Genomic DNA, 19,842 nt, shown 5'->3' on the forward strand with positions numbered 1-19,842 from the left:
CGGCGCCCGTCGACCTCATGGGCCTGCCTCTACCGTGCAGTCATGCGCGCCTCGACCAACCGGACGGCACTGGCCACGTTCGCCGCGGCCTGCGTACTCGGCGCCGGCAACGCGGTCGGCGTCCGCTTCAGCAACCGTGAGCTCGATCCGCTCTGGGGAGCCGCGCTGCGCTTCGGAGCCGCCGCCCTGGTACTGCTGGTGATCATGGCGTCCCTGCGGCTGGAACGGCCGCGCGGCCGGGCGCTCGCCGGGGCCGTGCTGTTCGGCGTGCTCAACTTCGGCGTCACCTTCGCCCTCGCGTACTACGCACTCGTCCGCATCCATGCGGGACTCGGCCAGACGATCCTCTCGCTCGTGCCCCTCGTGGCGCTGCTGCTCTCGGTGGCCCAACGCCAGGAGACGTTCCGGGCGCTCGCAGCCGTGGGAACCGTGCTCGCCGTGACCGGCGTGGCGGTGGTGTCCCAGGCGCCGTTGCAGGAATCGGTCCCCGTGCTCTCGTTCCTCGCGGTACTCGGCGCGGTGTTCTCCTTCGCCGAGGCGGCGGTACTGGTCCACCGGCTCCCCGCAGTCCATCCGGTGACCATGAACGCGGTGGGCATGGCAGGCGCGGCGGTGCTGCTCTTCGCGGGGTCGGCGGCCGCAGGCGACGACTGGCACCTCCCGGAGCGCGCCGTGACCTGGTGGGCCCTGGCGTACCTGGTGCTCGCGGGCTCGGTGGCGACGTTCGTCCTCTATCTCCAGGTGATCAAGAACTGGGGCCCGTCGCGGGCGGCGTACGTCTTCGTCGTGATCCCCGTGATCACGATCCTTCTCTCGGCACGGCTGGACGACGAACCCCTGACGGCAGGCCTGCTGCTGGGGACTCCGCTGATCCTGCTGGGCGTGTATCTGGGGGCGCTGCGCAAGCCGTGACCGGTGGCCTTTCCGGTGGAGCGCGTTCCGGCGCGTCGGGGCCGGCCGTCTGTTGCATGGCAAAGCACGGGGACTTCGCGAGCAGCAAGCCGCAACCAGAGCACCCGCAGTTCGGCTGGGCGGCCTTTAGTGTGAGAACGGCAATGGCAAGTTCGGCCAGGTGCGGAAGCGCGAGGACGGACGGATTCTCGTCATTGAGGCCAAGACGCAGCAGCAGTACGGAGCTTGGCACGCGTACTCTGCCACCTGGCTTGCAGTACCGGCGGTTCGGCATCAGCAAGGGGACTCTTCCGTGACCGTGACTGTTGCCCGCCATGTTGTGCCCGGTCCCGACGCCGAGCGGTTCGCCGAGCGGCTGAGCGCACAAGTGGCCGATCGAATCGACCGTCTCGAGAGGTCGGCGGACGCGATTGACTTCGCATTCAGCACCGCTCTTGTTGCGCTGCAAGCCCACTGTGTGGCTGACCCGCAAGCGGCGAAGCTGGAGACGTGGGAAGCCACAGTCAGCGCTACGCAATTGGGCTCGGCGCTGTTCGCCGTAACCAGTGCGAGCGAGGGGGCCGTGGAGTGCCGAATAGACCGGAAAATGCGGTCTATTCCGGTGATCGGACCTCAGCCGTTCGCCGATGCGGGGAACTGGCTCTCGGCGTTCTGGCTGGCGGTCGTCTGCCGTGAGCAACAGCGCATGACGCAGCTGTGCGAGATCCCGCTGGAGCGGTTGCGTTCGCCGGAGGGAGACTACGACGAGTTCACTTATCACTGGGTGGACGTCCTGCAGACGTACTGGCTCCAGCGCCCGGGCTTGGTGGACAAGCTCATCGCGGCGATCGAGACTTCGGATCCTGCAGTAGCGCGGACGACTCCGCGCGACTTGCTGCAGGGTGTGTTCTATCCGCCGATCAACCTCTTCTACCACTTCGTGCGCAAGCACGAGGAAGGCTTCAGCCCAGCCTTGGTGGAGGCGCTGAAGCTGCACCAGGCGTACTGGACCCTGGACGAGGAGAGGAAGACGGACATCGACGGCACGGTCGCCTTGGGCCCGCTGGCCATGGCCTGCCTGGCCTACGACGGGAAGCTCCCGATCGAGGTCGAGTCCGATTACCTGCCCAAGCACCTCCTCGAGCACGGCTGGCTAGGCGAGTTCCCCACCTGAGGCATCTGCACGATGACGAGAATCCCGCGCCACGACTTCCCTGCGGACGATGCGGCAGAGGCCAGGGAGCCGGTCGTCACGGCGGCCCGGGAAGCGATCGATGAGATCGAGGCGTCCGATGACGACCGCTATGACACGCTGACGTTCTCGCTCTTAGCGGCGAAGTGGCACTGCATCCAGGACCCCGTGGCGGGCGATTTCGAAACCTGGGAGTCGTGGGTTCTTGCCATGCAGGTGGGCTCCGCGCTCTTCGCCGCCGGCACCGCCCAGGAAGGCTCGGTGGCCTGCCGGGTCGGGACCCTGGACGAGGTGCGCAAGCTCCCCGCGACCGGCCCGCAGGACTACCTGCACGCCGGGAACTGGCTCATCTCCTTCTACCTGGCGGTGATCTGCCGTGAGAACGAACGTGCCCAGCAGCTGGCGCAGGTGCCGGTGTCGTTCCTGCGTGCCTCCGGCGCGGAGTTCGACGAGTACGTCTACGCCTGGATCGAGACCCTCCAGAACTTCTGGTTCGGCCGGTCGGAAACCTGGGACACCCTGGTCGCCGCGGTCAACGGCACAGATCCCCAGCAAGCCCGGATCGCCGGCACGGAGCTGATGCTGAAGATTCTGTACCCGCCGCTGGAGCTCTTCCAGCTCTACCTGCGCCGGGAGAGCGAGCAGTTCAACGAGTCGCTGGTCACGGCTCTCACCTGGCACAAGGAGTACTGGACCGCGAACGAGGCCCGCTCCCTCAGCGGCGACGGCCTGGTGGCCCTGGCCCCGCTCGCGGTCGCCTGCATGGCGGACGACGCGGACATGCTGATTGAGGTGGAGTCGGAGTACCTCTGCAAGCACCTGCTGCGGCGCACCTGGGTCGGCGAGTTCGCCACGTGAGCCGGGCGGTGACCCGCGACCCCTTGCCCACGGGGAACGCGGAAGCTGGCCTCGCCGTGCTCCAGCCCTCCCGGGCTCGCCCCGTTCCTTCAGCACTGCCAGAGGAACGCCGCCTCCGAGCAGGGTGCGCAGGTGAAGGCGTAACCGCAGCCTCCGCCGCCGAAGTTGGCGGCGGTGTTGTGGTCGCGGCCCTCTTCGAGCAGCGCCGCGAAATCCATCCTGTGTGAACAGGACGGGCAGTTCGGGGTCTCGTCGTCCTGGATCCAGTACGGCTCGCCGCCCAGCGCGCCGAGCACGGGGCTCTCGTCCTCGTGGCCGGCGGCAACCCAGGCCTGAACGGCGTCGAAGTAGTCCTGCTCCTCGACGCTCTCCGTGCGCAGTGCGGACACGGCGCCGAGCGACGTCTCTCCTTCCGGAGGCACGGCTGCCGGGGCCAGCCCGCCGTGGGGAAAGAGATACGCGCGGTTGCCGCCGTCGGCGGGGCTCCACTCCTCGCACAGACCGGGGTCGTTCTGGCACATGAACACGGACACGACCTGCTCCTCGCCGGGAAGGTGCGCGAGGAACTGCATGGCGCCCTTGCACGTCCGGCACAGCGGCCAGGAGAACCCGTCGGGGACAAGTGGCACACCACCGGTACGCCGCGCGGGCGCATCGTCCGCTATCGCGCCGTCGTAGATCAGCAGGGTCGTCATGGCGTGCAGCGTAAGGGAATGCTGGCAGGGGCCGGAATGCGGCCCTCCGACGCCCCGCCCGCCCCGCCGTGGCCTGCCGCTGATGCCGCCATCCGTTCCCGGCGGTTTTCTCGGGGCGAGGCGCTGATGAAGGAGTCACCGTCGTTGACGGTCGCGGCCCGACCCGCTCGATCCTCACACGGTGCGGTACGGGTCACGGATGTCGCGCTGCTCCACGTCGCTGACGACGCGGGCGACTGTCGCGAAGTCGCTGTCGCGGTGCAGTACGACGAGTCCGTGATGCACTGCCGTCGCACACAGGAGCAGATCCAAGGGACCTGCACTCCGGTGCTGGCTCTTCTGCGTCAGCTTGTACTGCGCCGTGTCGACCCACGACCAGGCACCCCTCGGCACCCCGGCGAGAGGGAACATCTCGCTGAGCCGCCCTTCCAGGTCGTCCCTGTGGGCGGGGCTGGTCGCCGAGTACAGAAACTCGGCCCTGGTCGGCTCGCAGATCCGCACGAGGCCCGATTCGACCACAGGCGTCCAGGCAAGCCGGACATCAGGCTGTCGTAGGAGTTCCCAGAGCGCGGAGGTGTCGATCAGGAAGCCCGGATTCACTCGTCCCTCCAGGCGCGCTTCCTCGCCTTGTACGCCTCGATCGCGTCGTCGAACTCGCCGCGTTCTGCCCGCTCGGCGAGATCCTGCATGGCCTCCAAGCGCTTGAGCCGCTGGACGTACTCGTGCAGAGCGCCGTTGATGGTGTCCTTCTTGGTCTTCGTCCCCATGAGCCGCATCGCCTCGGCCAGGATTTCGTCGTCGAGATTGACGTTGGTCATGCTCATCGCAACCTCCATGTGGGTCGTGTGGATGAATCATCCACATGATGTACATCCTCCCAGAGTACGGCGGGCGGCTCCCCTTGTGCAGGGGCTCAAGCGGCCGCGGTGGACACATCGCAGCCCCGGCAGACCCCCGGCTCCGGCGCACGGAACGCGCGGTCGCAGCAGTCGCAGTTCTGGAGCGGGTCCGGGCGCGGCGGTGGTGGCGGGGTTGCGGGGAGTGGCGGCGGGAGCAGTTCCGTGAGGCGGTGGGCGAGCAGCGACGCCGGGTGGTGGATCGGGCCGTCAGGGAGTCCGGCGGTGAGGGTGCGGCGTACGGCGTCGGGGGTGACGTCGCGTTGCAGCCAGGCGTCGACCGCCGGTGCGAGACGACGTACGTCCCGCTCGGACAGCAGCAGCCGGGGGTCGTGCCGCCGCAGGTCGGCAAGGAGCGCCGCGGCTACGGGCAGGGGGAGTACGGGAGCGGCGAGCGCCTCCCTGCGCGGCTCGGGCTCCGCGCGGGTCGGCATCGGCTCGGATGGCTTCGGCTCGGGTGGCTTCGGAGTCTCCGGCTCCGGCGTGGGCACCGGCTCCGGTCCGTGCTCCGGTGCCGAACCCGCCGCCATCGCGGGCGGGTTGTTGTACGACACCCGCTGGGTGATCAGCTTGCCCGACGGCAGCCGCACCTGCACGCGGGCCAGATAGCCGTGCTTCTCCAGCTCGCGCAGGGCGTCGGCGATGCGGACCTCGCCCTCCGGGAAGCGCTCGGCGAGCTTCTTGATCGAGATTCTCGTGCCCGCGCGCAGCGACTGGATGTGGACGGCCAGCCCGATCGCGGTCAGCGAGAGTTCGGGGTGTTGGGTCAGGTGGTTCCCGATCACCACGAAGCGTTCCTCGTGCCGGACGTTGATGTGCCGGAGGCCGACGAGGGGAACGGGAGGCGGGGCGCACGGGGGCGCGTTAAGCTGCGTCTCAGCCATCAGGAAGGTCCTGCTTCCTCGAAGGTCAGGCCCTCGATCGGGATGCCAGTCCCGGCCGGGGGCCGTCGCATGTCTGCGGTTGTCTGTGGCTGAGCTTGCACCGCGAAATGGCATATGCGCCAGCCCAGTTGGGCCGGATCACCCGTCCGAGTGAGCGACGGGGGGTTTGGGGGTGGTTGGGAAGGTTCTTGCCTCGGTCCTTTGATCTTTGGCGTCGCGGGGCACCAGGTCCTGGACTCCCGGGTCGTGGAAACCTCGATGTGGTTCAACCGGTGCAAATCAGGAAAATTGCGCGTCCGTCATGATGCGGTGACGGGCCTCCCGCGCCGCCGCCAGGAGGCGTTCGTCCGTCTCCATCTCCGCGTCCCGGGAAGGCTCGTTCTCCGGGATGCGCCTTCGCCGGTCGATCAGCTGGTCCAGGGCCGGTACGGCGGGCAGGGCATGGCGGCCCAGCTCCGCAAGACCGTTCATGAAAGCCTCGCCGACGACCTTGCACGCCAGCTGCCGGGTCATCAGGTCGAGCAGCCTCGGAAGCGCCGGCTCGCCTGCGTGACGGAACCAGAGCGGGGCGCACCGTGCCTGCATGATGTTGGGCCACCGGAAGGTCAGGTTGTACAGCTGGGCGGCCTGGCGGAAGGGCAGGGGGCCCGCGTCCAGGAGCGGGCCGAAGAGTTCGGGGGCCGGTTCAAGCGTGCGACGCCCACGGGCTGAGCAGCCAGGTGCTCGGCGGCGCTGCGGGCGTCGTAGACCTCGGGGGTCCCGCGCCTCCCCCGGCGCGCCCGCGCGGGGGGCTCGAGACCGATGCCGGCGAGAGGCGCTGCGTGCTCCTGTGCCGCCGCGTTCGAGATCATCGCTGTGCGTATCGCTTCCGCACCCTCGGGAAGCCCCACGTGCGCCACAAGGTGCGGCAGGAGCTCCACGGGCGCGGCCCGCCAGTCCTGACAGGCCGACCGGGCCAGGGTGGCGCCGACGCGCTGCAGCGCGACCGGGCGCTTCTCGCCGAGGAGTTGCCGACCAGCGCATACGTGTCCGCCTCACGGTCGAGCACGGACAGCGTGTCCGACCATCGTTCACCGATCCATGGCACGTGCCGGGCAGCCTCCTCGGCGTCGGCCAGGAGGGCCGCGTCGAGGCGCGCCCAGTCCTCCGGCGGCGCTTCCCGCAGGAGCGAGAGGCGGGCCAGGAAGCGAACGGCGGGGAGGCCGTCGTGGCGCAGCCGCTCAGCGGCTTCGGGGAGCACGCCCATTGCCAGAACCGTGCGCACGGCGGGGTCCGTCAGCTCGTACAGCGCGGCGAGTGCGAGATCGGGCCTGCCTGCCTGTGGCAACAGCTTGGCCGCCAGCCCTCGAACCGCCTCGTCCTCGTCCATGAGCCGGGCGTACGACGCTTGTGCCGCCGCATCCCATGTCTCGGCGCCGGCCGTCACCAGGCTGTACACCAGCTGGAGAGCATTGAGGCGTACGGACGCGGGTTCCACGGCGGTCAGTTCGAGCAGCCGGCACTCCACCGGGCCGGCGCGGTCCTCATGTACCGCGTCGAACAGCGCCTCACGGGAGGGGTGGCCCGCGGTCGCCGCCGTACCGTCCGCGACCGCCTCGTCGAGCCACCTCAACGGACCGGGCGGTGGCCGCCCTTCCGTGTGTCAGGGGTTACGTTCATCATGAGGCGATCGTGTCAGACCGGCCTCGTACAGTCGACGTCATGACAGAGCCGAAGCCGCTGATCCGGGCCAACGAGCCGGGTGGACGGTCGATCGACGATCCGTCCGACGACGCCGTGCACGATCTGCTCGCCGACATGAACCTCAGCCATCGCGTCGTGATCGTCAGGCGGCTGGACCGGGAGCCCGTCGACGAGCACTACATGCAGGTGTATCTCAACGACGACTTCAGCTATCACGTGGAGTACCGCGAGGGCGGCGAGGACCGGCACTTCCAGGCCGAAGTGCCCTGGCAGGGCGATGTGATCGGCCCCCGGCCCGTCGCCGCGGTGATCAGCGACTGGATGCACGAACGGGAGGGCTGGCGCGAGGCGTTGCCGTGGGTGCCGTGGCCGTCGGACAGGAACAGGCCGACGGTGAGTGACCAGGTCCCTGCGGTCGGCACGGAGCTGCGGACCACCAGGCTCGTGCTCCAGCGCCCGACCGCGGCCGACATCGACGCGATCCTCGCCATCCACAGCGACCCGGCGGCCTGCCTCCACAACCCCTCCGACGCGATCGGCTGCCGCGGCGAGGCCGAGGAGCTCTACGGGCGCTGGGACGCCCAGTGGGAGAGCTGCGGGTACGGGTACTGGGCCGTACGACGCGTCGGCTCCGGCACGCTGCTGGGGTTCTGCGGGATCAAGCCCATGGAGCTGAACGGCAGGGAGATCCTCAACCTCTTCTACCGCCTCGCGCCCTCGGCCTGGGGGCAGGGCTTCGCCGCCGAGGCCGCGACCGCCGTCGCCGCGTGGGCAACGCGGAACGTCCCGGAACTGCCGCTCATCGCAAGGGTCCGGCCCGCCAACACCGCCTCCCGGCGCGTGGCACTACGGGCCGGACTCGCACGCGCCGAGCATCTCGACGGCCCCGGGATCGACGGCCACGACCTGATCTTCGCCGCCAACCTGTCGGGCTGAACCGGGGCGGGGCGGCGCGTCAGCCCCGGCCCCGCCGCCGCGCCTGTGCTCCGCGCTACACCCCCAGGAAGATCGGGTTCGTGAACGCGGCCGGCGGCCCCGGCAGCAGGGGTACCACCGGCGCGTGCCGCACCTCGGCGCGCACGTACGAGGCGTACTGGGCCGTCGTGCGCCACTCCACCGTGCCCGTACCCGACGCCGGCAGCGCCTCCGTGTGCAGCACGCCCTGGTCGGTGACGATCCGGGCCGTGCAGCCGGGCGCGCCCGAGACCTCCAGCCGTACCGTCACCGGGTCGTCGCGGTCCACCCGCAGGCGCTCGCCGATGCCCGCGTACCGTCCGCGCCCGCCGGCCGCCGCGAAGGACACGGACACGGCCCTGGACTCGGCGACATAGCTGTGCCCGGCACGGATGCCCGCCAGGATCGCCTCACGGGTCAGATCCTCGGCGAGGACGACGGTCTGCGGTGTGCCGACCGGATCCGGGTGGCGGTGCGCGTCACTGCTGCCCATCGCCGGGATCCAGCGCTTGCCGGACCGCGCCGCGGCCGCCAGGGTGCCGTCCCAGTCCGCCAGCGAGACCTCGTCGTCGGGGGTGTAGGGACCGTTCCAGACCTCGATCGCGTCCGCTTCCCCGAAGCCGAACTTCCAGTTGCAGCCGATGCAGGTGGCGTGCGGGTGCGCGGGCACGACGAGGCCGCCCGCCCGGCGGATCTCACGGGCGTAGTGCCCGAAGCGGTTGTCGCGGGCGCGGTAGCGCCAGTCGACGAACGTCCCCGGGTCGGTGCCCAGCGCCACCACGTGCCCGTTGCGGGTGGTGACCTCCTCGCCGAGCAGGATCAGCAGGTCGTCGCCCGCATGGTCGGCCCAGTGGGCGTGCGCCGCATGGGTGTTGTGCTCGGAGGAGTTGATGAAGTCCAGCCCGGCGGCGCGGGCCAGCTCGGCGATCTCCGCGGGTGTGCGCCGGCCGTCCGAGTACCAGGAGTGCAGGTGGCAGTCCCCGCGGTACCAGGCCCGCCCCCGCCCCTTGGCCCGCTCCGGCGGGTACACGGCCCTGGGTGTCGGCTGCTGCGTGCCGTACCGCAGCGTGACGGTGACCTCGTACGCGAGCCCCTGCGGCGCGACGGTGTACGGCCCGAGGGCGATGTGCCACAGGCCGGCGCGGATGCGGCCGGGGATGTAGCCCGGGGTCGCGTCGTCCGCCCGGATGAAGAACTCGGTGCGCGCCCCGCCCGACCAGCCGCGGAACCCGTCGCCGCCGAGCGCCGTGCCGCGCTCGTCGAAGATGCCGATGTCGAGGGCGTTGCCGGCCGTGCCCGCGGGGACGGCCGGCCGCTCGTACGTGTACGCGACGTGGATCTCCCGCACGCCGTGAGGTACTTCGACGGGCAGGTACACGAAGTCGGGGGAGCCGGGCGGCAGGGTACCGCGAACCACCTGGCTGTCGTCGCTGTCGGAGTCGGCGCCCTCGTCGTTCGGCGCGGCGTACGCGAAGCTCACAGTGCTCAACGTAAGGGCGGTGGCGGCCCCCGTCATGAGCAGTGTGCGTCTGGCTGTCGCGTGTTCGTCGTCATTGCACATGCCGTCGGCTCCCCGGGGTGTCGAGAGGGACAGAATCGCTGCACTTGAACACTCCTGCCGGAGCGTTAACCGGCGGGCACGGGCAGGAGTTTGCGGGATGACGTGGTCATGACCGAAGACGTCTGACGACGGTACGGCATACGTTGTCCCCGCCACAGGTGCCGAACGACGGAGGAGAGCCCCATGCGGATCGCGACCACGATCTTCCTCACCGACGAGACGATCACCCCGGTGCGACTGGCCCTCGAGCTGGAACAGCGCGGCTTCGCCGGTCTGTACCTCCCCGAACACACCCACATCCCCGTGGAGCGCACCACCCCGTACGCGGCGGGCGGCGACCTCCCGCCCGAGTACGGCCGCACCCTGGACCCGTTCGTCGGCCTCGCCCAGGCCGCGGCCGTGACGGACCGTCTGCTGCTCGGCACGGGCATCACCCTGGTGGCCCAGCACGACCCGATCGGTCTGGCCAAGCGCGTCGCGACCCTGGACCACGTGTCGGGCGGCCGCTTCACGCTGGGCGTCGGCTTCGGCTGGAACGTGGAGGAGGCGGCGGACCACGGAGTGGAATGGGCCACGCGGCGCGACCTCGTCCTGGACCGGATGCGGCTGATGCGGGCGCTGTGGTCGCCTGAACCGGCCGCGTACGAAGGCGAGTACGGGTCGGTGCGCGCATCCTTCGCGTACCCGAAACCGGCCGGCGGCGCCCCCCGCACCCTGGTCGGCGGCGCGGCGGGCCCCCAGCTGTTCACCCACATCACGCAGTACGCGGACGGCTGGATGCCGATCGGCGGCCGCGGCCTGACGGAGTCGGTTCCGGTGCTGAGGGACATCTGGGAGTCGGCGGGTCGAGACCCCAAGGCGCTCCAGGTGGTCCCGTACGCGGTCCTGCCCTCACCGGGCAAGCTCGCGCACTACGCGGAACAGGGCATCGAGGAGGTGGTGCTGCAGTTGCCGCCCGGTAGCGAACTGGAGGTGCTGCGGGTCCTGGACGACTACGCCCAGTACCTCTGACCCTCCGGCACGACCCGGTCGGCGACTTCCCTCACCGGAAACTCGGCGGGCGATGTGACACCGGGGGCCTGGACGGGGCTCGCCCCGAACGAAGCCTCGATCCCGGCGACGAGGAGGGCGACTCCCGGAATCCCGGCGACGGCGAGGGTGACCAGGGCGGCCGGTCGTGGCGTCTTCATGGTCTCGACCCTGCCGACGTGCCGTGCCGGCCGTCACCGGGACACGCGGGGAGGGCGCCGACCTGATCCGGAGGGGTGACGCCGGAGGGGCCCAGGTATCGAGAGCCGGCTGTCGAGGGCCAAGGCCGTGCGGTACGGCCCGCTTGCCGGCGCACTGCGACTCGTGCCGCAGCACGCGGGCCGCCGCACAGGCGCACCAGGCGACGTGGCCACGCGCGTCGGGTCACAGGACGTACGGGCACAGGTCGATCACCGCCGCCGTGAACTCCACGGTCTCGCCCAGCCGGGGCAGCGGAACTCCCGCCGCGAATTCCACCATCGTGGTCGTCGGGCCGAGGCGGAGCCAGGCGATGCCGTCCTCGTCCACGTGCTCGATCGAACCGAGCACCGCGACGCCGGCGAGTGTGTCGTCGCCCTCGAGCCGGGCCTCGCCGCCGGAGGCGGACCATGCGTCGATCTCGTCCGCGATGTCGATCTCCACGTAGTAGTGGCCGGGCGCGGGCTCGGCGCTGTCCCGCCAGCGGGCCCACGCCGTGCCGAGCGGGCTTGCGAAACGGACCAGGCCACGGGGCGCGTCGAGGATCTCCAGGATTTCGATCATCATCGCTTGGGCCCCATTTCCGGCGCGATGTCGTCCGCCGGCAGTTCGCTCCCCGCCGGCTCGTACGCGCACCCGCCGTGGCTGCCCCCGTAGAAGCGTCCGCCCTCCCGCATCCAGGTGAAGACCATCCGGTCGATGCCCGCCTCCTCAGTCGCGCCGTCGCGCTCCGCGCGCAGCTCCCACTCGCCGTCGGAGCCCTTGAGCTCCTCGAACTCCCTGATCCGCCAGCCCTCTTCCTTCAGATGGGTCTCGAGGCGGCGCAGAGCGGGGAGCGCCTCGGTCTCCGGGATCCCGGCCAGTGTCCAGGAGTGCGAGAGGCGGTACGCGTCCGTGACCGGCGTGTCCGCGACGGATTCCAGCCCGTTGGGGTAGCAGTGATCGCCCGAAAGGGAGTTCTGGGCATCCGCCGGCACCACCTCGTCGAAGCCCAGCACCTCGTACGCGTCCTGGGAGCGGTCGGTGACGCGGCGCACCATGTCCTCGCGGGCCACGGTCGGGTAGTCCTCCGGTACCGCCCTCTCGACTCCGTACGTGACGATCAGACCGAGGACCAGCAGCACCGGTGTCGCGATCACCGCGAGGAAGACCCACCAGGCGACGTCCAGCGCACGGCGGACGGCGGTCATGGCGGGAGGCATGGGGGTGTCGAGGTCCAACTCGTCCGGCTGGTCGGGTCGGTCGCGCTGGTCAGCGTCGAGGTCGGTGTCTGCGTCCGTGTCGGCGTTGGTCATGGCCGCGACATTATTTGCCCGTCCGGGCGCGCCGCATGGGCATTACCGCTCAGTCCGCTGCGCACTCGTACTCAGCCGGATCACGGTCATATGTCCGGCCTGCGGACCGCCCTGTCTGCCCGCGCTCGTATGCTCGCTGCATGACGGATCACCAGGCCCCAGACCAGGCCGGAGACCAGCCCGGGCGCCCCACCGCGAACGCCATGCGCCGCGCGCTCAAGCGCGCGAGGGACGGGGTCGCCCTCGATGTCGCCGAGGCCGCCGTGCTGTTGCAGGCACGCGGCGCCGACCTCGACGACCTCGCCGCGTCCGCCGGGCGGGTGCGGGACGCCGGGCTCGAGGCGGCCGGGCGGCCGGGGGCGATCACGTACTCGAAGAGCGTCTTCATCCCGCTCACCCGGCTGTGCCGCGACAAGTGCCACTACTGCACCTTCGTCACCGTCCCGGGCAAGCTGCGCCGCGCCGGGCACGGGATGTTCATGTCTCCCGAGGAGGTCCTGGACATCGCCCGCCGCGGGGCCGCGGCGGGCTGCAAGGAAGCGCTGATCACGCTGGGGGACAAGCCCGAGGACCGCTGGCCCGAGGCGCGTGAGTGGCTCGACGCGCACGGCTACGACGACACCATCGCGTATGTACGGGCCACGGCGATCCGCATCCTGGAGGAGACCGGACTTCTCCCCCACCTCAATCCCGGTGTCATGTCCTGGACGGACTTCCAGCGCCTCAAGCCGGTCGCCCCGTCGATGGGCATGATGCTCGAGACCACGGCCGAGCGTCTGTGGTCCGAGCCCGGAGGGCCGCACTACGGGTCGCCGGACAAGGAGCCGGCCGTACGGCTGCGCGTGCTGGAGGACGCGGGCCGCTCGTCCGTCCCCTTCACCAGTGGGCTGCTCATCGGGATCGGCGAGACGTACGAGGAGCGGGCCGAGGCGCTGTTCGCGCTGCGCCGCGTCTCCCGTGCGTACCACGGCATCCAGGAACTGATCATGCAGAACTTCCGCGCCAAGCCGGACACGGCCATGCGCGGTATGCCGGACGCCGAACTGGACGAGCTGGTCGCCACCGTCGCCGTCGCCCGCCACATCATGGGGCCCTCCGCCTGTCTGCAGGCCCCGCCGAACCTCGTGGACGACGAGTACGTACGGCTCATCGGCGCCGGGATCGACGACTGGGGCGGCGTCTCACCGCTCACGCCCGACCACGTCAACCCCGAGCGTCCCTGGCCGCAGATCGACGAGCTCGCGGCCCGGTCGCTGTCCGCCGGATTCCGGCTGGAGGAACGGCTCTGCGTGTACCCGGAGTTCGTCCGGCGAGGCGAACCCTGGCTCGACCCCCGCCTGCTCCCGCACGTGCGGGCGCTCGCCGACCCGCAGACCGGTCTGGCACGCCCGGACGTCACACCCGCCGGGCTGCCCTGGCAGGAGCCCGACGAGGCGTTCACCGCCACCGGGCGCACCGATCTGCACCGGAGCATCGACACCGAGGGCCGGACGCACGACCGCCGCGACGACTTCGACGAGGTGTACGGGGACTGGGAGGCGCTGCGCGAGGCCGCCGTACCCGGCATGGTCCCGCAGCGCGTCGACACGGACGTCCGCGCGGCCCTCGCCACGGCCGCCGACGATCCCACCAAGCTCACCGACGACGAGGCCCTCGCGCTGCTGCACGCCGACGGGCCCGCGCTCGACACGCTCACCCGGATCGCCGACGAACTGCGCAGATCGGTCGTCGGCGACGACGTCACCTACATCGTCACGCGCAACATCAACTTCACCAATGTCTGTTACACCGGCTGCCGCTTCTGTGCCTTCGCCCAGCGGCGCACGGACGCCGACGCCTACACGCTCTCCCTCTCCCAGGTCGCGGACCGCGCCGAACAGGCGTGGGACGTCGGAGCGGTCGAGGTGTGCATGCAGGGCGGCATCCATCCCGACCTCCCCGGCACGGCGTACTTCGACATCGCGCGCGCGGTCAAGGAACGCGTACCCGGCATGCATGTGCACGCCTTCTCGCCGATGGAGGTCGTCAACGGCGCGACCCGGACCGGGCTGTCGATCCGCGAGTGGCTGACGGCGGCGAAGGAGGCGGGCCTCGACTCCATCCCGGGGACCGCCGCGGAGATCCTCGACGACGAGGTCCGCTGGGTCCTCACCAAGGGGAAGCTGCCCACCGCCACCTGGATCGAGGTGGTCAAGACCGCCCACGAGCTGGGCATCCGCTCCAGCTCCACCATGATGTACGGCCATGTCGACCAGCCCCGCCACTGGCTCGGCCACTTCCGTACGCTCGCCCGCATCCAGCAGGAGACCGGTGGTTTCACCGAGTTCGTGACGCTGCCCTTCATCCACACCAACGCGCCCGTGTATCTGGCGGGAATCGCCCGGCCCGGCCCGACGATCCGGGACAACCGGGCCGTCACCGCCATGGCCCGCCTCCTCCTCCACCCCCACATCACCAACATCCAGACCAGCTGGGTGAAGCTGGGGGCGGAAGGCGCGGCGCAGATGCTCCGGTCCGGGGCGAACGACCTCGGCGGCACGCTGATGGAGGAGACCATCTCCCGGATGGCGGGTTCCAGCTACGGCTCGTACCGATCCGTGCGCGACCTCACCGCCATCGCGGAGGCGGCCGGACGGTCGGCCAGGCCGCGGACGACCCTGTACGGGGAGGTACCGGCCGAGCGGCAACAGGCCGCCCTCGCTTCCGACGGACATCTGCCCGAGCTGCTGCCGCTGCTGCCGGACTGATCCCACGGGTGCCGGTGCGGCGTGCGCGCCCCTGACCGGCGGCACAGGAACCGGCGAACAGCCCCAGGCGCGCCGTGTCCGGGCCTGGGGGGCGGGCGAAGCACATGGCGGACGGACCCCGGGGCGCCGGTCGGCTTCGACCGGGCGCCGGCTCTGAACGCCTCCCGCAGGTGGCCGTGGCCCACCGCGAGAAGCCGGCGGCGTCCGATTCGCGCCCTGAGGCACATCAGGCCGGAGGAGCCTTCCAGCTCGTTCGATTACAGTGCTGCGCCGGGCAGTGTTCGTTCGACATCGGGGAAGGGGCACGGTGAGCGCAGCAACCACGGCCGTGTGGGGCCGTGCCGAGCAGCAGGACTTCCGCGCCCGGGTGCGCGGGGCCCTGCTCGGCGGCGCCGTCGGCGATGCGCTCGGTGCCGGCGTCGCGGCGCTCACCCTGGACGGGATCCGGGCCGCGCACGGGCCGGAAGGCGCCACCGACTTCGTGCCCGTGCACGGCCGCCGCGGCGCCGTGACCGCCGCCACACAGCTGACCCTGTTCACCGTGGACGGGCTGATCCGCGCCCAGGTGCGCCGCGACACCGGCGCCTGGCATCCGCCCACCGACCTGCACCGGGCGTATCTGCGCTGGGCCGCCACCCAGAGCGACTGGGGTCCCGACGAGCGGCGCAAGGACAACGGCTGGCTCGCCCGCGAGGAGTGGCTCTACAGCCGCCGCGACCCCTCCCGGGCCTCGGTGACCGGGCTCGCCGACGAGAACATGGGCACCCTCGCGGCGCCCAAGAACCCGACCGCCCGGGACGCGGGCGCGGCGGTGCGGTCCGCGCCGTTCGGACTGCTGGTGGGCTGGGAACCGCAGCTGGTGTGCCAGCTGGCCGTCGAGTGCGCCGCGCAGACGCACGGCCACCCGACCGCGTACCTCGCCGCCGGTGCGTTCGCCGTGATCGTTCACGGGCTCGCCCGCGGCGAGACGGTCGACGCCTCGGTGCAGCGGGCGCTCGCCCTGCTGGCGGCCCGCCCCGGGCACCAGCCCGTCACGGACGGCCTCAAGGAGGCGCTCGGAGCCGTACGGCAGGGCATCCCGGGCCCGACAAGAGTCGCGGCGCTCGGTGAGGGCCACAACGCCGAGGACGCGCTGGCGATCGCTGTCTACTGCGTTCTCGTGGGCGAGGACATCCGCCACGGCCTGCGCCTCGCGGTCAACCACGACGGGCCTTCGCAGACCACGGGCGCGCTGACCGGCGCGCTGCTGGGTGCGCTGCACGGCGAGACGGCGCTGCCGCCGGCCTGGCTGTGCGAACTGGAGGGCCGTTCCACGCTGCTGGAGATCGCGGACGACTTCGCGATGGAGATGACCCAGGGCCCGGCCCTGCACAGCCCGACGGCAACGGCCCCGGGGTGGCTCCAGCGCTACCCGCGGGGCGCGGCGGAACTGACGTAGGGCGCGGACACGGGCGGGGCCCGGCCCCCTCCTCGGCAGCCGGGCCCCTCATCACGCCGAAGTAACCGATGAGCACGGCCCAGTCGAGACTGTTCATGCCCCTCCAAGGGGTCCGTCTTGTGATCGCCGTTCATGGTGTGACCATTTGAGAGGCCACGACTACGCGTCGAAGAGTCAAGAGCACGTAAAACTGTTCGAGTTGTTGACCTGGGTTCACATGCGTGACCGACAGAAGGGTGAAAAGAGGGCCGCACGGAGTGCCGGCCCTGCGGCCCTGCGGCCCTGCGGCCCTGCGGCCCTGCGGCCCTGCGGCCCTGCGGCCCTGCGGCCCTGCGGCCCTGCGGCCCTGCGGGAGAGCGGAGGAGCGTTTACCGCATCAGCTCACCCGCGTTGACGAGCAGCGACTGTCCGGTGATCGCCCGCGCCCGGTCGGACGCGAGGAAGGTGACGGCCTCCGCCACGTCCCCGTCCGTGGCCAGTTCAGGCAGGGCCATCCGCTCGGTGAGCCGGCCCAGCACCTCGCTCTCCGGTACTCCCTCCGTGTGCGCGGTGAACTGCACATACGCCTGGACCGGCGGCCCCCACATCCAGCCGGGCAGCACCGTGTTCACTCGGATCCGATACGGGCCCAGCTCCCGCGCGAGCGAGTACATCGCCGAGGTCAGCGCCCCCTTGGAGGCCGCGTACGCCGCCTGCCGCACCTGCGAGGGCGCGGCCACCGCCGACTGCGTACCGATGACGACCACCGAACCTCCCCGCTCCTTCAGCGCGGGCAGGCAGGCGCGGGTCATGCGCAGCGTGCCCAGCAGGTTCACGTCCACGACCGACTGCCAGGTCGTGAAGTCGGCGTCCTCGAGGCCGCCGAAGTAGCTGTCCCAGGCCGCGACATGGACGACGGCGTCGATCCGGCCGAAGCGCTCCAGCGCCAGTGCCGCCAGCGCGTCGCACTGCGTCTCGTCCGTGATGTCGGTGGCGCGGTACGCGGTGTGCCCGCCGCCGGGGTCGATCTCGGCGGCGAACTTCACGAGGTTCGCCTCCGTGCGGGCACCCAGGACCGCGTTGCCCCCCTCTCGTACGGCGGTCGCCGCGATCTGGTGCCCGAGACCGGCGCCGACACCGGACACGATGACGGTCTTCCCCTGCAGCAGCATCCCGGTGTCTCCCGCCTCTGGCCAATCATCTGACGGCCCGTCAGAGTAGGGGCGTCCGGCGGAGGAAGGAAGGGAGTCGGCATGACCGAAGACGACACGCGCAGCGAGGTGTACGCGGAGCTGGCCGGCGTCGGCCCGTACGGGGTGCGGCCCGGCCACGCCCTGATCACCATGGTCGAACCGCATCCCGGCCAGGAGTACGCCTACAACCGCTGGTACGAGGACGACCACTTCTACGCGGGCGCGATGGCGATGCCCTGGATCTTCGCCGGGCGGCGCTGGGTTGCCACCAGGGACCTTCAACTGCTGCGCTACCCGGAGAAGTCGGCGGTCGCGCAGCCGGTCACCGCGGGCTGCTACATCTCGACGTACTGGATCACCGACGGCCGCTACGCCGACCACATGAAGTGGACCGTGGGCATCAACAAGCGGCTCAACCGGGACGGGCGGGTGCATCAGCAGCGCACACACGTCTTCACGGCCTTCCAGGACCATGAGGCGACCGTCTACCGGGACGGAGCGGCCGGTCCGCGCGACCACCACGCGCTCGACCACCCGTACGCCGGCCTGGTGGTCCAGGTCATCGACACCGATGGCCCCGGGCAACGCGCGGAACTGCTCGAGTGGCTGCGGGCGAAGCATCTGCCGAGGCGGCTCGCCGGCCCGGGCTCCGCGGCGGCGATGGTGACCGTCTTCCGGCCGACGCCGCTCCCCGGTGACCGGATGACCTATGTGAAGCAGGTGGAGGGGGTCGACACCCGGCTGACGCTGCTGTGGTTCCTCGAGGAGGACCCGAGGGAACACTGGGACACTGCGTTCGCCGGTCTCGACGCCGCGGTCGGGGCTTCGGGGCTCGGACGGGTCGAGCTGGTGGCTCCGTTCATCCCGACCGTCCCGGGTACCGATCGCTACGTCGACCAACTGCGCTGAGCCGGAAGCGGGGTGGGGGACTTCGATGTCGGCAGCCCAGGCATGGCCGAGCCCCCTCGGCCGGGACGGCGGACCAGTCGAGAGGGCTCCAGTCGTATCTGCGCTGCACTTCTTGTCGGGGCTTTGCCGGTCGCGTTGCAGCGGCTCAGTCGAGGCCGTGCGTGCCGTGACCCACTTCGTTGACGAACGCTGTCCACGACTCGGGGACGAAGGTGATGGTCGGGCCGGCCGGGACCTTGGAATCCCGAACGGAAATGGTCTGCACAACAGGGGACTTGACCTCTACGCACGCCCCGTTTCCCGTGGAGTACGAGGACTTGGTCCAGGCCTGGGTGCCGCCTTGGGTGATTGCCATGTTCGCTCCGCTTCGGCAAGTGGTGTGATGTGCGCCAACGTTCATGCTGGCGTGATCGACGCTACTCGCCGCCCTGGATGCGTGAGACAGTCGTTCACTCGACCGGATGGCATATTCCATTCGACTCTTACGCCGCGAGGTGGCCGTGGTGTATTTTGCGTCCCGCCTCGCGGCGTCCGCCCTCTGAAGAGCGTGCGAAGCGATACCCCGGGCCGGTCAGAGACCGCCGTTCGCGTACTTCTTGGCGATGCCCGCGATGAACTGCCGGGTCTGTTCCACGTTCAGAGCCTGGGCGCGCAGATGCTCGTACATGACGCTGTACTTCTGCACATCGTTGGCCTTCTCCAGGTACAGGTCGCTGGTCACGCCCTCGATGTAGACGACGCTGGAGTCCGACGCGTCGGGGAACTCGAGGATCGCGTACTGGCCGTTGATGCCCGGATGTGCGCCCATATCGAAAGGCAGCACCTGGACGGTGACATGCGGCTGCTGCGACATTTCGACCAGATGCTCCAGCTGCTCGCGCATCAGCTGCCTGTCGCCGACCACGCGGCGCAGCGCGGACTCGTCGATCACCACCCACAGCCGCAGCGGATGCTCGTCGTCCCGGATCCGCTCCTGACGGCGCAGCCGGACTCCGACGCGCTTCTCGATGTCGGTGGCCCCGCTCTCCGGCAGCGCGCCGGCGATCAGTGCCTCGGCGTACTGCCGCGTCTGCAGCAGGCCGGGAACGACCTGGGGTTCGTAGACGCGCAGACTCGCCGCGTCCGTCTCCAGGCCGATGTAGACGCTGTACGGGATGTCGCCGAAGGCGTGCCACCAGCCCTGCTGGCGCGAATCCTTGGCCATCTGCATCAGCGAGTCCACGATACGGTGGTCCTCGACCTCGTACACGCCGCAGAGGTCGCGGACATCGCGCTGGCTGATGGAGCGGCGGCCGTTCTCGAGTCGGCTGATCTTCGACTGGGAGACGAGCAGGCGCTCCGCCACCTCCTCGGCCGTCATGCCTTTGAGTTCGCGGAGCCGGCGCAGCTCCTGACCCAATCGGCGTCTCCTGACGGTGGGATTGACGTTGGACGCCACAG

At 70.5% G+C, this 19,842-nt stretch carries 21 protein-coding genes; 8 read left to right on the forward strand and 13 right to left on the reverse strand.

Features of this window, described 5'->3' with window-relative positions:
* Positions 1–42 precede the first annotated feature (42 nt).
* The 3 genes from OHS70_RS20975 (at position 43) to OHS70_RS20985 (ending at position 2,941) form a co-directional block, all read left to right on the forward strand.
* Positions 43–912 (forward strand): DMT family transporter, encoded by an 870-nt coding sequence (locus tag OHS70_RS20975; protein WP_328399335.1) that lies wholly within the window; start codon positions 43–45, stop codon positions 910–912.
* 292 nt (positions 913–1,204) lie between these two features.
* Positions 1,205–2,065 carry an immunity 49 family protein gene (locus tag OHS70_RS20980; protein WP_328399336.1) on the forward strand — a complete coding sequence of 287 codons (861 nt, stop codon included), beginning with the start codon at positions 1,205–1,207 and terminating at the stop codon, positions 2,063–2,065.
* A gap of 12 nt (positions 2,066–2,077) precedes the next feature.
* A complete protein-coding gene (locus OHS70_RS20985; protein ID WP_328399337.1) occupies positions 2,078–2,941 on the forward strand; it encodes an immunity 49 family protein in 864 nt (287 codons plus the stop codon).
* 89 nt (positions 2,942–3,030) lie between these two features.
* Here the strand turns inward: OHS70_RS20985 and OHS70_RS20990 are convergent, their stop codons facing one another.
* From OHS70_RS20990 to OHS70_RS21015, 6 genes are all read right to left on the reverse strand, one after another.
* The gene (locus OHS70_RS20990) at positions 3,031–3,636 is read right to left on the reverse strand and encodes a hypothetical protein (protein ID WP_328399338.1); all 606 of its coding nucleotides are present in this window, start codon (positions 3,634–3,636) and stop codon (positions 3,031–3,033) included.
* A gap of 174 nt (positions 3,637–3,810) precedes the next feature.
* The gene (locus OHS70_RS20995) at positions 3,811–4,236 is read right to left on the reverse strand and encodes a PIN domain nuclease (RefSeq protein WP_328399339.1); all 426 of its coding nucleotides are present in this window, start codon (positions 4,234–4,236) and stop codon (positions 3,811–3,813) included.
* Positions 4,233–4,460: a type II toxin-antitoxin system VapB family antitoxin gene (locus OHS70_RS21000; RefSeq protein WP_328399340.1), complete on the reverse strand. Its 228-nt coding sequence runs from the start codon at positions 4,458–4,460 to the stop codon at positions 4,233–4,235. The genes OHS70_RS20995 and OHS70_RS21000 overlap by 4 nt, the downstream gene beginning before the upstream one ends.
* A gap of 89 nt (positions 4,461–4,549) precedes the next feature.
* Positions 4,550–5,416, reverse strand: a complete 867-nt coding sequence (locus OHS70_RS21005) for a helix-turn-helix domain-containing protein (RefSeq protein ID WP_328399341.1) — start codon at positions 5,414–5,416, stop codon at positions 4,550–4,552.
* A 279-nt stretch (positions 5,417–5,695) separates the two neighbouring features.
* A complete protein-coding gene (locus OHS70_RS21010) occupies positions 5,696–5,929 on the reverse strand; it encodes a hypothetical protein (protein ID WP_328399342.1) in 234 nt (77 codons plus the stop codon).
* A gap of 334 nt (positions 5,930–6,263) precedes the next feature.
* Positions 6,264–7,028 carry a hypothetical protein gene (locus tag OHS70_RS21015; protein WP_328399343.1) on the reverse strand — a complete coding sequence of 255 codons (765 nt, stop codon included), beginning with the start codon at positions 7,026–7,028 and terminating at the stop codon, positions 6,264–6,266.
* A gap of 89 nt (positions 7,029–7,117) precedes the next feature.
* On the opposite strand from OHS70_RS21015, the gene OHS70_RS21020 reads away from it, so the two are divergent.
* On the forward strand, positions 7,118–8,035 hold the full coding sequence (locus OHS70_RS21020) for a GNAT family N-acetyltransferase (protein WP_328399344.1): 918 nt from the start codon (positions 7,118–7,120) through the stop codon (positions 8,033–8,035).
* A gap of 55 nt (positions 8,036–8,090) precedes the next feature.
* Here OHS70_RS21020 and OHS70_RS21025 read toward each other — a convergent pair whose 3' ends face one another.
* A complete protein-coding gene (locus OHS70_RS21025) occupies positions 8,091–9,614 on the reverse strand; it encodes a CehA/McbA family metallohydrolase (protein ID WP_328399345.1) in 1,524 nt (507 codons plus the stop codon).
* Between the two features lie 183 nt (positions 9,615–9,797).
* Between OHS70_RS21025 and OHS70_RS21030 the strand changes: the two genes are divergently transcribed.
* Entirely contained in the window at positions 9,798–10,625 is an 828-nt protein-coding gene (locus OHS70_RS21030; RefSeq protein ID WP_328399346.1) for a TIGR03619 family F420-dependent LLM class oxidoreductase, read from the forward strand.
* On the opposite strand, the gene OHS70_RS21035 is transcribed toward OHS70_RS21030, so the two are convergent.
* The 3 genes from OHS70_RS21035 to OHS70_RS21045 all read right to left on the reverse strand — a co-directional run bounded on the left by OHS70_RS21035 (position 10,607) and on the right by OHS70_RS21045 (position 12,136).
* A complete protein-coding gene (locus OHS70_RS21035) occupies positions 10,607–10,804 on the reverse strand; it encodes a hypothetical protein (RefSeq protein ID WP_328399347.1) in 198 nt (65 codons plus the stop codon). The two genes, OHS70_RS21030 and OHS70_RS21035, sit on opposite strands and share 19 nt — an antisense overlap.
* 223 nt (positions 10,805–11,027) lie before the next feature.
* Positions 11,028–11,408 carry a hypothetical protein gene (locus OHS70_RS21040; protein WP_328399348.1) on the reverse strand — a complete coding sequence of 127 codons (381 nt, stop codon included), beginning with the start codon at positions 11,406–11,408 and terminating at the stop codon, positions 11,028–11,030.
* Complete coding sequence (locus OHS70_RS21045) at positions 11,405–12,136, reverse strand: hypothetical protein (protein ID WP_328399349.1); 732 nt, start codon at positions 12,134–12,136, stop codon at positions 11,405–11,407. The genes OHS70_RS21040 and OHS70_RS21045 overlap by 4 nt, the downstream gene beginning before the upstream one ends.
* 140 nt (positions 12,137–12,276) lie before the next feature.
* Here OHS70_RS21045 and OHS70_RS21050 point away from each other — a divergent pair, with 140 nt between their 5' ends.
* Both OHS70_RS21050 and OHS70_RS21055 read left to right on the forward strand, forming a co-directional pair.
* Positions 12,277–14,883 carry a bifunctional FO biosynthesis protein CofGH gene (locus OHS70_RS21050; protein WP_328399350.1) on the forward strand — a complete coding sequence of 869 codons (2,607 nt, stop codon included), beginning with the start codon at positions 12,277–12,279 and terminating at the stop codon, positions 14,881–14,883.
* A gap of 307 nt (positions 14,884–15,190) precedes the next feature.
* Positions 15,191–16,321 carry an ADP-ribosylglycohydrolase family protein gene (locus OHS70_RS21055; protein ID WP_328399351.1) on the forward strand — a complete coding sequence of 377 codons (1,131 nt, stop codon included), beginning with the start codon at positions 15,191–15,193 and terminating at the stop codon, positions 16,319–16,321.
* Positions 16,322–16,689: 368 nt separating this feature from the next.
* Here OHS70_RS21055 and OHS70_RS21060 read toward each other — a convergent pair whose 3' ends face one another.
* Entirely contained in the window at positions 16,690–17,472 is a 783-nt protein-coding gene (locus OHS70_RS21060) for an SDR family oxidoreductase (protein WP_328399352.1), read from the reverse strand.
* 81 nt (positions 17,473–17,553) lie between these two features.
* Between OHS70_RS21060 and OHS70_RS21065 the strand changes: the two genes are divergently transcribed.
* Positions 17,554–18,402, forward strand: coding sequence for a hypothetical protein (locus tag OHS70_RS21065; RefSeq protein WP_328399353.1), 849 nt, complete (start codon positions 17,554–17,556; stop codon positions 18,400–18,402).
* A 145-nt stretch (positions 18,403–18,547) separates the two neighbouring features.
* Here the strand turns inward: OHS70_RS21065 and OHS70_RS21070 are convergent, their stop codons facing one another.
* Positions 18,548–18,757: a DUF397 domain-containing protein gene (locus OHS70_RS21070; protein WP_328399354.1), complete on the reverse strand. Its 210-nt coding sequence runs from the start codon at positions 18,755–18,757 to the stop codon at positions 18,548–18,550.
* Between the two features lie 216 nt (positions 18,758–18,973).
* Positions 18,974–19,840, reverse strand: coding sequence for a helix-turn-helix domain-containing protein (locus OHS70_RS21075; protein WP_328399355.1), 867 nt, complete (start codon positions 19,838–19,840; stop codon positions 18,974–18,976).
* Positions 19,841–19,842: the final 2 nt, after the last annotated feature.

It is taken from the genome of Streptomyces sp. NBC_00390 (genome assembly GCF_036057275.1).
GTDB lineage: Bacteria > Actinomycetota > Actinomycetes > Streptomycetales > Streptomycetaceae > Streptomyces.